Below are 14,860 nucleotides of genomic sequence, written 5' to 3'. Positions count from 1 at the left end.
AGCATTCATCCAAGCCGACACGGGAGGGGAATGGACGGCGGCGAAGAAGGGAATACCCTGTGGTCGCCATCGGTTCAGCCGATGGGTCCGCAACTAGGGGGTCTGCGCATGGAGTTGCGCCATCTCAGGACGTTCGAAACGGTGGCACGGACCCTCAGCTTCACGCAGGCGGCCCGTGAACTGCACTATGCGCAGTCCAGCGTGAGCGACCAGATCCAGTCACTGGAACGTGAATTGGGTGTCGACCTGCTCGACAGGTCACAGCGCAAAGTGCGGCTCACTCCGCAGGGAGCGGTGCTGTCCGAGTACACCGACCGCATCCTCACACTTCTGGAGGAGACACGGTGGGCGGTCGCGCGACCTGCTGCGGAACTGGCCATCGGCACGCTGGAGACGGTGGGACGTTACCTGCTGCCGGCTGTTCTCTCGTCCTACCGCTCGATCAATCCGCAGGCCCGGGTGCGGGTGGGGCAGGACAGCCGCGGTGAGCTGTACAAGGCGGTGCGCCGGGGCGATCTGGACCTCTGCCTGACCTTCGGTGACCCGCCCGCCGATGCGGGGCTGCGCTTCGAGTCCTTGGCCGAACACCCACTGGTCGTCATCGTGCCTCCCGGCCACCACCTCGCCGAACGAGGCCGGGCGGACCTGCGTGCCCTGGCGGCGGAGCCCTTTCTCGCCACCGAGCGGGGATGCGGATTCCGCGAGATGTACGACAACACCTTCCGGTCCGTGCCGTCGAAGGAACCGATCGCGGAGGTCTCCGGCCTCGGCACCCTGGGCGCGTGCGTGGCCGCCGGGATGGGCTGCGCACTGCTCCCTTTGATCTCGGTGCGCGAACAGGCCGACCGGGGCGAGGTGGCCGTCGTCGAGATCGGCGATACAGACCTGCGGACCAGGGTGACCATGACATGGCTGGACCGTAATTCCACGAATCCCAGCCTGAAGGGCTTCCAGGCGGTGCTGCGCGAGCACTTGGGTGGCTGACAGCCAGCCTTACCCGGTCACGGCCGCGCGTCCTGCGACTGAAGCGGGAGCGCCGCCGACTGCGCGTGCCGGCCCGGAGGGCGTCAGTGAGCCGACCGGCGCGCCGCGCCCTCACGCCACTCCTGGCTGATCGAGCGGATCAGCGCCGGATACACGCCCAGATACCGGAAGGGCTTGATGCCCAGCATGTACAGGGAGCCGAGGCGGCCGTTAGGTTTCACCAGGATGGCCATCTGCCCGCGGTAGCCGCCGTTTCCGTCGGGGACCCAGCCGATGTGCAGCACTCCGTGCATCGTCTTGTTCGCGTACTCGGCGGCCCACTCGTCATGGGTCTGGAAGACCGACGTGAAGCGCGCCCCGGCGAAGGCGGGGCCGCGCGGCCCCTCGCGCAGGTCGTCCGGCAGCCGGTCCCGGAGCGTCGCCACCCGGCCGCCGACGCCCGAGTCCTGCTTGTCCCAGCCGAGCAGTGCGCCGAGCTTCCAGCGCACCGCGAAGAGGAAGCGGCCCACGGGGTTGCCGCCGTCCGGGCTGCCCTTGTCGTCCTTGCCGTCCGCCATCTGCTGAGCCAGGTGGTGCAGATCGTCGGGGCCGCCCGGCGTCGGCAGCTCCCACACGTCCTCGAGGCGGAAGTCGCCGGCGACCTCATGGATCCGCCAGGGACGGGAGGTGTGTTCGGTCGGTCGAAGGCGCAGACGGCTCATGGCGGGCTCCTGTCCCTACGATTTATACGGTGCCGTATAGATCGAGCATAGCCCTGTCTATACGGCTGCGTATACTCGCGGCGACAAGCGAGGGAGAAAACGGCATGGGCGCGATCCGCACGCCGCGGGACAAGTGGGTCGAGGAAGGGCTGCGGGCGCTCGCCGCCGGTGGTCCGGAGGCCGTCCGGGTCGAGGTCCTCGCCCAGGCCCTCGGCGTCAGCAAGGGCGGCTTCTACGGCTACTTCCGCAACCGCGCCGCCCTGCTGGACGAGATGCTCGAAACCTGGGAGCGCGGGGTCACCGAGGGCGTCATCGAGCGCATCGAACGCGACGGGGGCGACGCCCGCGAGCGGCTCGGCCGCCTCTTCGACTTCGTGGGCGCGGGCGCGGACCCCGTGACCAACACCGGGGTCGAGCTCGCGATCCGCGAGTGGGCCCGGCGCGACGAAGGCGTCGCGCGCTGCCTCCGCCGCGCCGACAACCGGCGCATGGACTATCTGCGCGAGCTCTACGCGGCGTTCTGCCCCGACGAGGGCGATGTCGAGGCGCGCTGCCTGATCACCTTCTCGCTGCGCATCGGCGACCACCTCATCGCCGCCGACAACGGTCCACGCAGCCGCGCGGAAGTCCTCGGCGCGGTCAGGAAACGGCTGTTGGACTGAACGGCCCGGAGCCACCTCAGGCTGTGGACCTGCCGCACTGGGCACACAAGATCAGATCCCAGTTGCTGTACTTCGCTGCTGTACGACGCCAAAGAGCCCCTACCGGGTTTCCCCGGTAGGGGCTCTGAGCTGCGGTGGACCTGTGGGGATTTGAACCCCAGACCCCCTCGATGCGAACGAGGTGCGCTACCAGACTGCGCCACAGGCCCTTGCAACGAGTGAAACTTTAGCACCCCGATCGGGGTGGTCGGTAATCCGTTCCGCGCTGGTCAGCCGAGTCGCAGTCGCAGCGGGCGGGGCCGGGTCTCACTCGTTGGCCGCACGGGGGCGGTCGTCCTCGTCGTACTGGTCGAAGAGCGGGGTGCGGCCCCGCTCGCGGGCGCGGCGGGACTGGGCCGAGCGCTGGCGCGGGGCCGGGTCCACGGATGGGGTCGCGGTCCGGGGCGTCGCCGGGTGGGCGGGTTCGGCGGCGGAGGAGCGGGCCGCGCTCCAGGTCTCCGGGTTGCCGACCTCGATGCCGCCCGTGGCGCGCGGGGCGACCGGAGCGGTGACGTAGGTCGGCAGCGGGACCGGGACGGGCTCCCAGCTGTCGCCCTGGACCCGGCCGCGCTCGCGCTGCTGGTCGACCCACTCCGCGTGGTCCGTCTGCTCGACCAGGGCGCGGCGGCCGGCCTCCTGCGGGGAGACCGTGGGGGTGGGCTCGGGGGCGGGGTGGCGGGCTTCGGAGTCCTCGTCGGACTCGGCGGGGGCCGTCGCGGCCGACTGGTGGCGGCGGGGGCGGTTCTCGCGGAGCCGCTGCGCCGCGACCTCCGCCCGGCGCCGGTCCATGGTGAAGGCGAACCTGCGTCGCTCCTGGGCGCGCAGATGCACGATGTACGTGCTCAGCAGCACGGCGGGGACCGCCGGTGCCCACAGGAAGCGGAGGCCGCCGACCGCCGCGACGACCGCGCCGAGCGTGAACCCGAGGAAGAGGACGACGGTGGTGCGCCGGCGGCGCGCGAGCACCTGGAGGCGCTGCGCACGCCGGGCGCGCTCCGCGTCGATTCCGCCGGGGCGCGGGCGCCGGGCGGGGGCGGGGAGCGAGACGGATGATTCGGAGTCGGAGGACACGGATTCGGGGCGCTCTCGCGACCGGCGCTCCCGGGCGGAGTGCTCCGGCGTACGGGCCGGGTCGTGCACCCGGGCCTCGGTGTGCGCCGGAGGCGCGGAAAAGGCCCGGACGTCGACGGAATCCATTCGGTCCGTGACCGCGTCCGGGTCGGCGTCGGGCGCCGCCTCCTCGTCGGTGCGCTCCCGCAGCTCCTTGGCGTACCGGCGCTCCATCGCCGCCCGTCCGGACAGCAGCCGGATGGCGGTGCTGAAGCGTTCCGTCGGACGGGCTTCGTTGAGCTCGTCCTGCCTGCGGAGCCACATCGGCACCAAGTAGGCGGCCCAGGCCCCGACGATGACTGCGTAGATGAGGCCGCTGCTGCTCACATCTCACACCGTAGAGGGGTTTGCATGGAGGCATCCGCCAATTGGCGCGGTGTGTCGCACGATCCGGCTGATATCACGGACTTTTTTTGTGATTGTTCGGATCAACAGTCGGTGTTTGCGTGTTCGTTAGCGGTCATCGCCCGATCAATTTCGAACATACATTTCATTTCGAGTGGTGTCCCGGGGGTTGCTGCGCACGCGCCCGGTGCCACCTCCGGAGCAGTCCGTCGGGCACCTCCTCAGCGGTCAGCGCGTAGATCAGATGGTCGCGCCAGGCGCCGTCGATGTGGAGATAGCGGGGCCGCAGTCCTTCCTCGCGGAATCCGAGTTTCTCCACGACCCGCCGACTGGGCCCGTTCTCCGGGCGAATGCACACCTCGATGCGATGGAGCCCGACCACCCCGAAACAGTGGTCGACGGCGAGGGCGACCGCGGTCGGCATCACGCCGCGGCCCGCCACCTCCTGGTCCACCCAGTAACCGACGTGGCCCGAACACATCGAGCCCCAGGTGATCCCGGCCACCGTCAGCTGGCCGACCAGCCGGCCCTGGTACTCGATCGCGAAGGGCAGCATCCGGCCCGCGTTGGCCTCGCTGCGCAGGTGGCGGACCATCTGGCGGTACGTGGGGCGCTGGGCCACCGGTCCGCCGGGGGCGGGCGGGGGCACGGTCGCCTCCCAGGGGCGCAGCCAGTCCCGGTTGCGCCGGTTCACCTCGCGCCACATGCCCTGGTCGCGCACCTTTATCGGCCGGAGGGCGACGTCGCCGTCCACCAGGGTCACCGGCCACGTGGGGACGTTCAGCTCGGGCTCCCCGGTCGGGGGTGATCGCCGCCGCGGAGCTGGTCGACGGCGTGCACCAGGAGTCGGGTCAGGACCGCGAGCCCGTCACGCGCCCCGCCGGTGGACCCGGGCAGATTGACGACGAGCGTACGCCCGGCGACGCCCGCCAGTCCGCGCGAGAGCGCGGCCGTGGGCACCTTGTCCCGGCCCTCGGCGCGGATCGCCTCGGGGATGCCGGGCACCTCGTGGTCCAGGACGCGGCGGGTGACCTCGGGGGTGCGGTCGGTGGGCGAGATGCCCGTACCGCCGGTGGTCACGATGACGTCGTACGCGGCGGCCACCCCCGCCCGCAGGGCCTGCTCGACCGGGTCGCCGTCGGGGACGACCTGCGGCCCGTCGACCGTGAAGCCGAGCCCGGCCAGCGCGTCGGCGATCAGCGGGCCGCCCTTGTCCTCGTAGACCCCGGCGGCGGCGCGGTTCGAGGCCGTCACCACGAGGGCGCGGTAGCCGGCGGGCGCTGTCTCCTGGGCGCTCATGCGTCCGCCGCCCCGTCCGGCGTCGTGGTGCGCCGGTAGTCGCCGGACTTGCCGCCGGACTTGGCCTCGACCCGGACGTCCGTGATGACCGCGGACTTGTCGACGGCCTTGACCATGTCGATGACGGTGAGCGCGGCGACCGAGACCGCGGTCAGGGCCTCCATCTCCACGCCGGTGCGGTCCGTCGTCTTCACGGTGGCCGTGATCTCCACCGCGTCGTCGGCCACCGCGAGGTCCACCGTGACGCCGGAGACGGCGAGGGGGTGGCAGAGAGGGATCAGGTCCGGGGTGCGCTTGGCGCCCATGATCCCGGCGATGCGCGCGGTGGCGAGGGCGTCGCCCTTGGGGACCCCCTCGCCCCGGAGCAGCTCGATGACACGCGGCGAGACGAGGACCCGGCCGCTGGCGCGGGCGACGCGCGCGGTGACGTCCTTCGCGGAGACGTCGACCATGCGGGCGGCCCCCGCCTCGTCGATGTGCGTCAGCCTGTTCTGCGTACTCAACTAACTCCGCCTAGCGGTAGGGCGCCGGTTGCCCCGGTGCTGCACCGGGGTGCAGGGTCCGGGGTCCGGGGGGTGTCCCCCGGAAGGCACAGCGGCAGATACCGTACCGCCACCGGGCGGCGGTCAGCGGAGCAGGATCACCTCGGTGTCCGCGCCGGGCTCGGCGGAGGTGACGTCCTCGGGCAGCACGATCAGCGCGTCCGCCTGCGCGAGGGCGGCGATCAGATGCGATCCGGAACCGCCGACGGGCGTGACGGTGCCCGCCTGCGCGTCGTACGTCCCGCGCAGGAACTGCCGTTTGCCGGCCGGGGAGGACAGCGCCTTGTCGGTGACGAGCGAGGCCCTGACGGTCGGGCGGTGCACGTCGGGCAGGCCCATCAGCGTGCGGATCGCGGGCCGTACGAACAGTTCGAAGGAGACGTAACTGGACACCGGGTTGCCCGGCAGGGCCAGCAGCGGGGTGTGGTCCGGCCCGATGGAGCCGAAGCCCTGCGGCTTGCCCGGCTGCATGGCGAGCTTGCGGAAATCGACGCCGCCGCCCGGCTCGTCCTCGTCGCCGACCGGAGACAGGGCCTCCTTGACGACGTCGTACGCGCCGACGCTGACGCCGCCGGTCGTGACGACGATGTCGGCCCGGATCAGCTGGTCCTCGATCGTGGCCCGGAGTGTCTCGGCGTCGTCGGTGACGGCGCCGACCCGGTAGGCGATCGCTCCGGCCTCGCGCGCGGCGGCGGTCAGCGCGAAGCTGTTGGAGTCGTAGATCTGGCCGCCGGTCAGCTCCTCGCCGGGCTGGACCAGTTCGCTGCCGGTGGAGATGACGACGACGCGCGGGCGGGGCCGCACCTTCACCGTCGAGCGGCCGATCGCGGCGAGCAGGCCGATCTGGGGCGGCCCCACGACCGAACCGGCGCGCAGCGCCAGATCGCCCGGCCGCACGTCGCTGCCGCGGGCGCGCACATGGGCGCGGGCCTCGGCCGGGCGGTGGACGCGGACCTCGCCGCGCGCGCCCTCGGGGGCGCCGCTGTGGGCGCGCATGGTGGCGGCGGGCCCGCCGCCCGTGCCGCCGTCGGTCCACTCGACCGGGATCACGGTCTCGGCGCCGGCGGGGAGCGGAGCGCCCGTCATGATGCGGGCGGCCTCACCCGGGCCCACGCGCTGGTCGCCGAGCAGGCCGGCGTCGCCCGCCGCGACGTCCCCGATGACGGTGAGGACGGCCGGGAACTCCTCGGTGGCGCCCTCCACATCGGCGACGCGGACCGCGTACCCGTCCATCGAGCTGTTGTCGAAGGGCGGCAGGGCGATCTCCACCATGACGTCCTCGACCAGGACGCAGCCCTGGGCCTCGGGCAGTTGCAGCTCGATGGGTTCGAGCGGCCTCACCGCGGCGAGGATGTCTTCCAGGTGCTCGTCCACCGACCAGATCGTGCTGCTCAAGGTGCTACATCTCCTCGGTGACAAAACTGCGGAGCCAGGTCCGGAACTCCGGGCCAAGATCTTCACGTTCGCACGCGAGTCTGACAATGGCACGCAGGTAGTCGCTCCGGTCACCGGTGTCATAGCGGCGGCCCTTGAAGACGACGCCGTGCACCGGGCCGCCGGCCTTCTCGTCCTCGGCCAGGAGCTGGAGGGCGTCGGTCAGCTGGATCTCGTCGCCGCGGCCCGGCTCGGTCCTGCGCAGTATGGCGAAGACCTCGGGGTCCAGGACGTAGCGGCCGATGATGGCGAGATTGCTGGGCGCGTCGGCCCGTTCGGGCTTCTCGACCAGGCCGGTGATCCGCACGACGTCGCCTTCGACGGTCGGCTCGACGGCCGCGCAGCCGTACTGGTGGATCAGTTCCGGCGCGACCTCCATGAGCGCGATGACGCTGCCGCCCTCGCGCTCCTGGATCTCCACCATGCGCGCGAGGAGCGGGTCGCGCGGGTCGATCAGGTCGTCACCGAGGAGGACGGCGAACGGCTGATCGCCCACGTGCGGAGCCGCGCACAGCACCGCGTGGCCGAGCCCCCTCGGGTCGCCCTGGCGGACGTAGTGCAGGGAGGCGAGGTCGCTCGACTCCTGGACCTTGCGCAGCCGTTCGCCGTCGCCCTTGCGGGTCAGCGCCGACTCAAGCTCGTAATTGCGGTCGAAGTGGTCCTCCAAGGGACGTTTGTTCCGACCGGTGACCATAAGGATGTCGGAGAGTCCGGCGGCGACCGCCTCCTCGACGACGTACTGGATGGCAGGCTTGTCGACGACAGGAAGCATCTCCTTGGGAGTGGCTTTGGTGGCCGGCAGGAAGCGGGTGCCCAGGCCCGCCGCCGGGATGACGGCCTTGGTGATCCTGAGGTTCGACTGAGTCATGCGCAGAACCCTAACCGGCGCACATGGGCGGAAGATGAGTCTCCGGTTAAGTTTGCCCTCAAATGCGTCAATACAGGAGATCTGTAGGTGCCCCGTTGAACACCGACATGTCCGCAAAGGCACTGTTGCGGCGCGAACTGCTCGCCGCACGGCGCCTCCTGACGGCCGAGGACATCGAGCAGGCAGCCACGCTCCTCGCCCGCCGCGCACTCGAACTGCCCGAGATCGCCGGGGCCGGCACGGTCGCCGCGTACGTCTCGGTGGGGAGCGAACCGGGGACCCGCGCGCTGCTCGACGCGCTGCGCGCGCGGGGCGTACGCGTCCTGCTGCCGGTGCTCCTAGCGGACAACGACCTGGACTGGGCGCCGTACGAGGGAGCGGAAGGCCTCAGGAAGGCCGGCCGCGGGCTGCTGGAGCCCGCCGGGGAGCGGCTCGGGCCCGATGCCGTGCTGGACGCGGAGGCGGTGCTCCTGCCGGGCCTCGCCGTGGACACGCGCGGGATGCGGCTCGGCCGCGGCGGCGGCAGCTACGACCGGGTGCTGGCGCGCCTCGCGGCGGCCGGGGCGCACCCCGCGCTGGTCGTTCTGCTGTACGACGACGAGGTGGCCGCGCGGGTCCCGGAGGAACCGCACGACCACCCCGTGGACGCCGTGGTGACACCCGTCGGCCCGCGGCGCTTCGGCAAGAGCTGAAGGCCCTACGGCTTCAGCGTCAGCGTGTCCTTCGTCGCCCCGGCCACCGCGTTCGTCCCGTAGGACCAGTCGAGCAGCTCGCCGTTGACCCACTTGTCGGTCTGGTCGGTGTAGTGCGCGCTGAACGCGTGCCCCGAGGCGCCCGTGAGGTTGACCCAGCGGGACCTGTCCCAGTCCCCCACGTTGACGACCATCCGCATCGACGGAACCCAGACGACCTCGTAGCCGCCGGCCGCGTTCCATCCGGTGGCGTTCACCGCGGCCTCGCCGCCGCCCAGGTTCCAGGGGCCCCGGTTGAGCGCCCGCTGGAGCAGTCCGGGCCCTTCCGTACCGAGGGTCTGGTTCTTCAGGGTCAGCTGGTGCAGCCGGCCCCAGCTCCACGTGGTGATGTCCTTGCCGAGCTTGGCCGTCAGCTCCCAGCGGGCGTCCTCCATGGCGCGGGCGAAGAGCTCCTCGCGGTTCTCGGTCGCCTTGTCCTTGCGGTTCGCCGGCGCCTTCCACCACGCGCTGTCCGGCTTGTCCATGAGGTTGGCGACGACCTGGTACCAGCGGTCGCCGCCGTCCGGCTGCGCCGAGTCCGGGTCGCGCTGACCGCATTCGCGTACCAGCCTGTCCTGCTCGTCGAGCGGGCCCGAGCTCTTGGCCGGGGGCACGTTCAGGCACTCGCCCTCGACGCGCATCTCCTTGGGCAGCTTGTCGCCGAAGGCCAGCTTGAGGATGTTGCGCCAGACCGCGTTGAAGTACGCGGCGGCCGCCGAGTCGGCCTCCTGGGTGTAGTCCCAGCCCTCCAGCAGCTTCTGCGCCTCGCGGATGTCCTTGTCCGAGATGTTGATCTTCATCAGCTCGGGCACCAGCAGCGCGGCGATCTCGCTGGTGTTGTCCATCTGCATCTTCTGCATGTCTTCGGTCGAGATCTTCCCGCCGCCCTTGGTCTTCGACTCGATGAGGTCGTTGATCCGCTGGCTGCGGCTGCCGTAGCCCCAGTCCTTGGTGAGCATGTACGGGTACGTGTCCTCGTCGATCACGGCCTGGTTGGCGGTGACGATGTAGCCGCGCTTCGGGTCGTACTCGTACGGCAGCTCGTCGAACGGGACCGGGTCCTTCTTCCAGCCGTACGACGACGACCAGCCGGGGCTGGGCAGCGTGCCGTCACCGGACTTGCGGACCGGGATCTTCCCGGGCGCCTGGTAGCCGATGTGGCCCTTGGTGTCGGCGTAGATGAGGTTCTGCGAGGGAACCTCGAAGTGCTCGGCCGCCTTGCGGAAGGTGGTGAAGTCCTTGGCCCGGTTCAGCTCGAAGACGGCGTCCATGGAGTGGCCCGGTTCCAGCGCGGTCCATTTCAGCGCCACGCCGTAGCCGTCCGCCCGGTCGGGGGCGGAGTTGCTGACGGGGGCCTTCTGGCCGACCTTCTCCAGCTCGCTGCTGCGGTCGGAGACCAGCGGGCCGTTGTTGGTCTCGCGCACGGTGATGTGCCGGCTCTTGCCGCCCGCGACCTTGAGGGTCTCCTCGCGGACGGTGAAGGGCTTCACCTTGCCGTCGTACAAGTAGCCGTCGCCCGAGACCTTCTCCAGGAAGAGGTCGGTGACGTCGGCGCCGAGGTTGGTGAAGCCCCAGGCGACGTCCTGGTTGTGGCCGATGATCACGCCGGGCATCCCCGAGAAGGTGTAGCCGGCGGTGTCGTACTTGCAGGTCGCCGAGACGGCGCGGCAGTGCAGCCCCATCTGGTACCAGAGCGAGGGCAGCTGCGGAGCCAGATGCGGGTCGTTGGCGAGCAGCGGCTTGCCGGTGGTCGTGTACTTGCCCGCGACGACCCAGGAGTTCGACCCGATGCCGTTGCCGTTGGGGCCCAGCAGCGCGGGGATCTCGTCGAGGGTGTCGGAGAGCGCGCCGAGCTGGGAGGTGAGGCCCTGGGTGGCGCCCTCGGCGGTCGCGGAGCCGGTGCCCTCGGACGGCGGCGCTTGCGGGTCGTACTTCCCCGTGACCGGGGAAATGGCGCCCTCGCTGACGATCGGCTTGTGCTTCTCGTACGGGTAGGGCGGGTACAGGTCCTCGATCTGCTTCGCGTCGAGCCGGCTCGTCATCAGCGAACGGTCGATCTCGTCCTGCATGTTGCCGCGCAGGTCCCAGGCCATGGCCTTCAGCCAGGCCACCGAGTCGACGGGGGTCCACTCGGTGGGCTTGTAGTCGTTGGTGAAGCCGAGGGCCGCGTACTCGACGGAGATGTCCGCGCCGTCGCGGTCCTTGAGGTAGGCGTTCACCCCGTCCGCGTACGCCTGGAGGTTCTTCTTCGTCTCATCCGACAGGACGTTGTCGTACTCCTCCTGGGCCACCTTGCGCCAGCCCAGCGTGCGCAGGAAGGAGTCCGTCTCGACCTGGCCGGAGCCGAACATCTCGGAGAGCCGGCCGGCCGTCATGTGACGGCGGACGTCCATCTCCCAGAAGCGGTCCTGCGCCTGCACGAAGCCCTGGGCGCGGAAGAGGTCGGCGTCGGAGTCCGCGTAGATCTGCGGGATTCCGTAACTGTCGCGCTTGACGTCGACGTTGCTGTCGAGCCCGGCGAGGTGGATCGTCCCGTTGGTCTGGGGGTACGAGGCACGCACGGTCGATACGGACCAGTACGTTCCGTAACCGACGCCTGCGACGAGCGCCAGCACCAGGACGATCACGAGCAGGCGGGCACGTCGCCCCTTCTTCTTGCGCGGCCCACCGCCGACGGTGGCCGTGGAGGCGGCAGAGGCGGTTGTTGTGGCGGGCATCGCTGTCCTTCGAGGGGCAGGGCGGTCCTGGGAGTGCAGGAGCAACCATAGGCGCAGCGTCGATGCCGGTCGGACGCGGTATCGGGATGGTTCGAATTGAGTAGCGATCGTACGAATACTCGAACGCATCAAGAAAACGTTAAAGATTAGGTAAGGTAATGAAGTACCGGCCACCGGAAGCCGATCCGGCAGGCGTACGCAGGGAAGGACCGGCCACTGACTGTCCACGCGCTCAACGAACTTCTGCTCGTCTGCTCGCTCGTCCTGCTCGTCGCCGTGGCGGCCGTACGCGTCTCGTCACGCAGCGGGCTCCCCAGTCTGCTCCTGTATCTCGGCATCGGGATCGCCCTGGGGCAGGACGGGTTCTTCGACGTCAAGTTCGACAACGCGGAACTGACGCAGGTCATCGGCTACGCGGCCCTGGTCGTGATCCTCGCCGAGGGCGGTCTCGGCACGAAGTGGAAAGAGATCAAACCGGCGCTGCCCGCGGCCGTCGTCCTCTCCCTCGTCGGCGTCGGCGTGAGCGTGGGCGTGACCGCCGCCGGAGCGCACTACCTGGTCGGTCTGGAATGGCGGCAGGCGCTGATCATCGGCGCGGTCGTCTCCTCCACGGACGCCGCCGCGGTCTTCTCCGTCCTGCGCAAGGTGCCCCTGCCCGCCCGGATCACCGGCGTCCTGGAGGCCGAATCCGGCTTCAACGACGCCCCCGTGGTGATCCTGGTCGTCGCCTTCTCGACCGTGGGGCCCGTCGACAGCTGGTACGTACTGGTCGGCGAGATAGCCCTGGAGCTGGCGATCGGCGCCACGCTCGGCATCGCCGTCGGCTGGCTCGGCTCGTACGGACTGAGGCATGTGGCCCTGCCCGCCTCGGGCCTCTACCCGATCGCCGTGATGGCCATCGCGGTGTCCGCGTACGCGGCGGGCGCGATGCTCCACGGAAGCGGATTCCTCGCTGTCTACCTCGCCGCGATGATCCTCGGCAACGCCAAGCTGCCGCACTGGCCCGCCACCCGCGGCTTCGCCGACGGACTCGGCTGGCTGGCCCAGATCGGCATGTTCGTCCTGCTCGGACTGCTGGTCACCCCACACGACCTGGTCGACGACTTCTGGCCCGCCGTCGTCGTCGGGCTGGTGCTGACCGTGGTGGCCCGGCCGCTGGAGGTCTTCATCTCACTCGCGCCCTTCCGGCTGCCCTGGCAGGAGAAGGCCCTCATGTCCTGGGCCGGGCTGCGCGGCGCGGTGCCCATCATCCTGGCGACCATTCCCATGGTGTCCGGAATCGAGGGCTCCACCCGGGTCTTCAACATCGTCTTCGTGCTCGTCGTCGTCTACACCCTCATCCAGGGACCGACGCTGCCCTGGCTCGCCAAGGCTCTCAAGATCGCCGACGACCCGTCCGAAGCGGCCGACCTGGGCATCGAGTCGGCGCCCCTGGAGCGGCTGCGCGGGCATCTGCTCTCTGTGGTCATCCCCGCGAAGTCGAAGATGCACGGCGTCGAGGTCGGCGAGCTGCGTCTGCCCGCCGGAGCGGCGGTGACGCTGGTCGTCCGGGACGGCACGAGCTTCGTACCCGGGCCCACGACCGTGCTGCGCCGCGGCGACGAACTGCTGGTCGTGACGACCGACCCCGTACGCGACGCGACCGAGGCCCGGCTGCACGCGATCGGCGAGGGCGGCAAGCTGGCCGGCTGGCTGGGGACCGGCACGAACGCCGCCGACGAGAGCCTCACCGGGCCGCATGTGGCCAACGCGCTCAAGGCCGTGAAGAAGCTGGGCAGGGCGGACGACCGGCCCGGTGCCCGGAACACCAAGGCGCATCGCTGAGCCACATCACGGAGGACGCGCTTGCGTTTACAGGTGACAGGGGTCGGGTTGGACACAATCACAGGTGCCTCAGGCCTTTTGCCTGTAGCATAAAGGAAACCCAGATCGACTTATTTGATCCACCAACTCTGCCTGACGCAGAGCTGGCGCGACCGTATGGCGGTCGTGGCGTCCTCCGCCTCTGTTGCGAGCGCCCGGCATCTACCGCAGTTCCGCGCGAAGAGGACAGCTCTCGGCAGCTCCTGACCGGGTCCGCACCCCTGTGCCGGCCCGCCTCGCAGGGGCACGGCCACCAGGCGGCAGAAAGGCATGGACCGTGGCGTCCACGGTCTCCGACCGCCCCGGATACGGGCAGTTGCTGCGCACCCCGGGTGCGTGGACCTTCCTCCTGCCGGGCTTCGCCGCACGGCAGCCCTTCGCGATGCTGACGATCGGCATCGTCCTGCTCGTCCAGCACACCACCGGTTCATACGGCAGCGCGGGATCCGTCGCCGCCGTCACCGGGGTCTCCATGGCCCTGTTCGCCCCGCAGACCGGCAAGCTCGCCGACCGCTTCGGCCAGCGCGCCGTGCTGCTGCCGGGCGTCCTCGTCCACACGGCGTCCGTCTCGGGCCTGACCGCCCTCGCGCTGGCGGACGCCCCGATGTGGGCGCTGTTCGCCGCCGCCGTCCCGACGGGTGCCTCGGTCCCGCAGGTCGGCCCGATGGTGCGCGCCCGCTGGGCGGCCGTGCTCGGAGCGGCGCCGGGGCGCGAGGCCTCCCCGCTCATGTCGACGGCGGCGGCCTTCGAATCGGTGACGGACGAGTTCACCTTCGTCATCGGCCCCGTCCTCGCCACCGCGCTCTGCACCGGAGTGCACCCGGCGGCGGGGCTGATCGCCGAAGCCGCCCTGACCCTGTGCGGCGGCCTGTTCTTCGCCGCCCAGCGCGCCACCGAGCCCGCCGTACGCAACACCGGTTCCACCGGAACGCAGCGGCACGCCTCCGCACTGTCCATCCCCGGCGTACGCGTGCTCGCGGTGGCCTTTCTCGGGATCGGCGCGGTCTTCGGCGGCATGCAGGTCTCGCTGACCGCCTTCGCCGAGGAGATCGGCAGCCCCGGTGCGAACGGTCTGCTGTACGGGATCTTCGCGGCCGGCAACATGCTGGCCGGCATCGCCTGCGGCGCCATCGCCTGGAAGACCGGGCCGCGGCGCCGGCTGATCGCCGGATACGCGGCCCTGACCCTCACCGCGTCGGGCCTGTGGGCGGTGCACTCCGTGCCGCTGCTGGCCGGGCTCGGCCTGCTGGTCGGCCTCTCCATCGCCCCCGCGCTGATCAGTGGCTACACGCTGGTCGAGGCGCTCGTCCCGGGCTCCGCCCGGACCGAGGCGTTCACCTGGCTCACGGGCGCCGTCGCCCTCGGCCAGGCGGGCGCGGTGACGGTGGCCGGACGCCTCGCGGACGCCCACGGCGCGAGCACCGGATTCCTGGTGCCGCTGGTGGGCACGGTGCTGGCGCTGGTGACGCTGGTGGCGCTGCGTTCGCGGCTGGCACCAGCCCGCGCGACGATTACAGCCGCACGCGGCACGGTTCACCGCGACTGTGTCGCGGCCAGAGAATGAC

General features: G+C 70.7%; 13 protein-coding genes and 1 tRNA gene. 5 read left to right on the top strand and 9 right to left on the bottom strand.

The genetic code is table 11. The features are described from left to right. The first annotated feature begins 30 nt into the window (after positions 1-30). A complete protein-coding gene (locus ABTX18_RS20940; protein WP_352124209.1) occupies positions 31-984 on the top strand; it encodes a LysR family transcriptional regulator in 954 nt (317 codons plus the stop codon). An 83-nt stretch (positions 985-1,067) separates the two neighbouring features. On the opposite strand, the gene ABTX18_RS20935 is transcribed toward ABTX18_RS20940, so the two are convergent. Further along, on the bottom strand, positions 1,068-1,685 hold the full coding sequence (locus ABTX18_RS20935) for a DUF2867 domain-containing protein (RefSeq protein ID WP_352124208.1): 618 nt from the start codon (positions 1,683-1,685) through the stop codon (positions 1,068-1,070). Positions 1,686-1,789: 104 nt separating this feature from the next. Here ABTX18_RS20935 and ABTX18_RS20930 point away from each other — a divergent pair, with 104 nt between their 5' ends. Continuing rightward, positions 1,790-2,347 (top strand): TetR/AcrR family transcriptional regulator, encoded by a 558-nt coding sequence (locus ABTX18_RS20930; RefSeq protein WP_352124207.1) that lies wholly within the window; start codon positions 1,790-1,792, stop codon positions 2,345-2,347. Between the two features lie 135 nt (positions 2,348-2,482). Here the strand turns inward: ABTX18_RS20930 and ABTX18_RS20925 are convergent. The 7 genes from ABTX18_RS20925 to galU all read right to left on the bottom strand — a co-directional run bounded on the left by ABTX18_RS20925 (position 2,483) and on the right by galU (position 7,984). Next, a tRNA-Ala gene (locus ABTX18_RS20925) sits at positions 2,483-2,556 on the bottom strand. 97 nt (positions 2,557-2,653) lie between these two features. After that, entirely contained in the window at positions 2,654-3,823 is a 1,170-nt protein-coding gene (gene sepX, locus ABTX18_RS20920) for a divisome protein SepX/GlpR (RefSeq protein WP_352124206.1), read from the bottom strand. 163 nt (positions 3,824-3,986) lie between these two features. Then, on the bottom strand, positions 3,987-4,604 hold the full coding sequence (locus ABTX18_RS20915; protein ID WP_352124205.1) for a GNAT family N-acetyltransferase: 618 nt from the start codon (positions 4,602-4,604) through the stop codon (positions 3,987-3,989). Between the two features lie 17 nt (positions 4,605-4,621). Then, the gene (locus tag ABTX18_RS20910; protein WP_352124204.1) at positions 4,622-5,140 is read right to left on the bottom strand and encodes a MogA/MoaB family molybdenum cofactor biosynthesis protein; all 519 of its coding nucleotides are present in this window, start codon (positions 5,138-5,140) and stop codon (positions 4,622-4,624) included. Further along, positions 5,137-5,643 (bottom strand): cyclic pyranopterin monophosphate synthase MoaC, encoded by a 507-nt coding sequence (gene moaC, locus ABTX18_RS20905; RefSeq protein ID WP_352124203.1) that lies wholly within the window; start codon positions 5,641-5,643, stop codon positions 5,137-5,139. Before moaC ends, ABTX18_RS20910 begins: the two co-directional genes overlap by 4 nt. Positions 5,644-5,766: 123 nt before the next feature. Next, positions 5,767-7,077, bottom strand: coding sequence for a molybdotransferase-like divisome protein Glp (glp, locus tag ABTX18_RS20900; RefSeq protein WP_352124202.1), 1,311 nt, complete (start codon positions 7,075-7,077; stop codon positions 5,767-5,769). Between the two features lie 4 nt (positions 7,078-7,081). Beyond that, positions 7,082-7,984, bottom strand: a complete 903-nt coding sequence (gene galU / locus ABTX18_RS20895) for a UTP--glucose-1-phosphate uridylyltransferase GalU (protein WP_352124201.1) — start codon at positions 7,982-7,984, stop codon at positions 7,082-7,084. 107 nt (positions 7,985-8,091) lie between these two features. On the opposite strand from galU, the gene ABTX18_RS20890 reads away from it, so the two are divergent. Further along, positions 8,092-8,676, top strand: coding sequence for a 5-formyltetrahydrofolate cyclo-ligase (locus ABTX18_RS20890; protein WP_352124200.1), 585 nt, complete (start codon positions 8,092-8,094; stop codon positions 8,674-8,676). A 5-nt stretch (positions 8,677-8,681) separates the two neighbouring features. Here the strand turns inward: ABTX18_RS20890 and ABTX18_RS20885 are convergent, their stop codons facing one another. Then, positions 8,682-11,432 (bottom strand): penicillin acylase family protein, encoded by a 2,751-nt coding sequence (locus ABTX18_RS20885; protein WP_352124199.1) that lies wholly within the window; start codon positions 11,430-11,432, stop codon positions 8,682-8,684. Between the two features lie 276 nt (positions 11,433-11,708). Between ABTX18_RS20885 and ABTX18_RS20880 the strand changes: the two genes are divergently transcribed. After that, complete coding sequence (locus tag ABTX18_RS20880; protein ID WP_352124198.1) at positions 11,709-13,256, top strand: potassium/proton antiporter; 1,548 nt, start codon at positions 11,709-11,711, stop codon at positions 13,254-13,256. A 316-nt stretch (positions 13,257-13,572) separates the two neighbouring features. Continuing rightward, the gene (locus ABTX18_RS20875; protein WP_352124197.1) at positions 13,573-14,859 is read left to right on the top strand and encodes an MFS transporter; all 1,287 of its coding nucleotides are present in this window, start codon (positions 13,573-13,575) and stop codon (positions 14,857-14,859) included. The last annotated feature ends 1 nt before the right edge of the window (position 14,860 follow it).

The sequence above is a fragment of the Streptomyces sp. NPDC096323 genome, assembly GCF_040302845.1.
Lineage (GTDB): Bacteria > Actinomycetota > Actinomycetes > Streptomycetales > Streptomycetaceae > Streptomyces.
The sequence above is the reverse complement of the archived record's forward strand: the minus strand, read 5'-3'. Positions and strand labels throughout refer to the sequence as shown.

Excerpts from the sequence above, each read along its gene's own strand:
- galU (WP_352124201.1), bottom strand. The coding sequence starts at position 7,984 with ATGACTCAGTCGAACCTCAGGATCACCAAGGCCGTCATCCCGGCGGCG.
- ABTX18_RS20890 (WP_352124200.1), top strand. The coding sequence starts at position 8,092 with ATGTCCGCAAAGGCACTGTTGCGGCGCGAACTGCTCGCCGCACGGCGC.
- ABTX18_RS20885 (WP_352124199.1), bottom strand. The coding sequence starts at position 11,432 with ATGCCCGCCACAACAACCGCCTCTGCCGCCTCCACGGCCACCGTCGGC.
- ABTX18_RS20935 (WP_352124208.1), bottom strand. The coding sequence starts at position 1,685 with ATGAGCCGTCTGCGCCTTCGACCGACCGAACACACCTCCCGTCCCTGG.
- ABTX18_RS20940 (WP_352124209.1), top strand. The coding sequence starts at position 31 with ATGGACGGCGGCGAAGAAGGGAATACCCTGTGGTCGCCATCGGTTCAG.
- ABTX18_RS20910 (WP_352124204.1), bottom strand. The coding sequence starts at position 5,140 with ATGAGCGCCCAGGAGACAGCGCCCGCCGGCTACCGCGCCCTCGTGGTG.
- ABTX18_RS20930 (WP_352124207.1), top strand. The coding sequence starts at position 1,790 with ATGGGCGCGATCCGCACGCCGCGGGACAAGTGGGTCGAGGAAGGGCTG.